Annotated in this window: 2 protein-coding genes; both read right to left on the bottom strand. The window is 66.5% G+C overall.

The genetic code is table 11. The annotated features are described in order from the left end of the window. Positions 1–199: 199 nt before the first annotated feature. Positions 200–967 (bottom strand): RluA family pseudouridine synthase, encoded by a 768-nt coding sequence (locus tag Q4C89_RS15085; RefSeq protein WP_303103439.1) that lies wholly within the window; start codon positions 965–967, stop codon positions 200–202. After that, positions 964–1557: an NADPH-dependent FMN reductase gene (locus tag Q4C89_RS15080; protein WP_303103438.1), complete on the bottom strand. Its 594-nt coding sequence runs from the start codon at positions 1555–1557 to the stop codon at positions 964–966. The genes Q4C89_RS15085 and Q4C89_RS15080 overlap by 4 nt, the downstream gene beginning before the upstream one ends. Between the last annotated feature and the right edge of the window lie 22 nt (positions 1558–1579).

Raw genomic sequence — 1579 nt, 5'->3', positions numbered from 1 at the left:
TGTCCTGCCCGACGTGGAGAGCGTCCGCCTGATGCCCGACGGCGAACACGCGCTGCTGCGAGATGGAGCGGGGGAACTGCGGCTGCTGACGCTTCGCTAGGGCGGAGAGCAGAGGGCGGATGGCAGAGAGCAGATGGCCGATAGCTCAAGGCGCTTGAGCCAAGGCTTAAGCTAGCCATCAGCCATCAGCCATTCGCTATCAGCCTCCTGCCCCCAACCCCTCCCAGTACGCCCGCAAATCCGGCGCGAGCGGCACCTCGGCCACCACCTGCGCTCCCTCCCAGGGAAAGGCGATGCGGGCGGCGTGGAGCGCCTGACGCGGCAGCCCCAGCCGGGCGGTCAGTTCGGGCGTCTGGCCCGTTTCCATGAACTCCAGAAAGGCCGAGGGGTCGCGCCCGTAAATCTTGTCGCCCACCATCGGCAGGCCCAGGTGCCAGAGGTGCGCCCGAATCTGGTGCAGTCGTCCCGAGCGCGGGTAACATTCGATCAGCGCGTGGCCCGCCCGCCGCTCGACCACCCGGAAATCGGTGACGGCGGGCCGCCCATCGGGAATCACCGCTTGCCGAATCTGGATTTTGTTGGCCCCGCCCAAGCCCAGGTCGCCCAGCGGCGCGTCCAGTGTTTTGCGCTCCCAGTCGGGCGTGCCGTGCACGATGGCGAGGTACGTTTTGCCGACCAGATGCGTCTTGAACAGGGTGAAAAACCTGCGGGCGGCGTCGCTGTCGCGGGTCAGAACTTGCGCCCCGCTCGTTTCACGGTCGAGGCGGTGCGGGGGGGCGAGGTAGACTTCGCCCGTTTCGCGCTGCATGAAGGTCAGCACGTCCGGCACGTCCACCCGCGCCCGCACCGGATGGGTCAGCCACAGCGCAGGCTTGTGCACCACATAAAAATCGGGATGCTCGGTCACGATGCGCGGTTTTTCGGTGGGCGGCAGCAACGGGGCGCGGGAGGTCGGTTCGGCGGTCATATTTCCCACACGCTCCGGTAGTCGCGCCCTTTGAGCCGCCCGGCGAGGTCTACGCCGCGCTCCACCGTTCGTGCCAGCCGTTCCCTCAGCCATTCTCCCGGCACTTCCGGCGCGTCCCAGTGCTCCGAAGTCGCGTAGACGAAATGGGGATTGACCACGCATTTGAAATCGGTCATCAGCCCGAAGGCAAAGGCCCCGTGGCTCAAATACCCCTCGCGCAGCCCGCCCGAAATCAGAAAGGTGACGGGCTTGTCGAACCACGCGCCGTGCAAGCCACGCCCTTCGTCAGAACTTCCGGTCAGTTCGACCAACGCCTTCGTGCCCGACCCCAGCCCCCAGTTGTATACAGGCGCGGCGAGGAAAATCCCGTCGGCCCCGGCAATCGCGTCGTAGTACGTCTGAGCGTTGGGGTGCTCGTAGCAGCCGCCCGTTCCCTGCACGTTGTCGAACGGGCCAAGCGGTGTCTGGCGCAGGTCGAGGTGGGTGACGCGGTGTCCGGCCTCCTGCAATTGCCGGGCCGCCAGGGTCGCCAGCCACGCCGAGCGGCTTTCGGGGTCAAGGCTGGTCGAAAGAACGGTGAGCGAAAGCATGAGGGCGAGTGTAGAGGGTGAG

This window comes from Deinococcus sp. (genome assembly GCF_030523985.1).
In the GTDB taxonomy this organism is placed as follows: domain Bacteria; phylum Deinococcota; class Deinococci; order Deinococcales; family Deinococcaceae; genus Deinococcus.
This window is presented reverse-complemented; position numbering and strand designations above follow the sequence as displayed.

What these genes read in the sequence shown, in the direction of transcription:
- Q4C89_RS15080 (WP_303103438.1), bottom strand. Translation starts at nt 1,557, where the DNA reads ATGCTTTCGCTCACCGTTCTTTCGACCAGCCTTGACCCCGAAAGCCGC.
- Q4C89_RS15085 (WP_303103439.1), bottom strand. Translation starts at nt 967, where the DNA reads ATGACCGCCGAACCGACCTCCCGCGCCCCGTTGCTGCCGCCCACCGAA.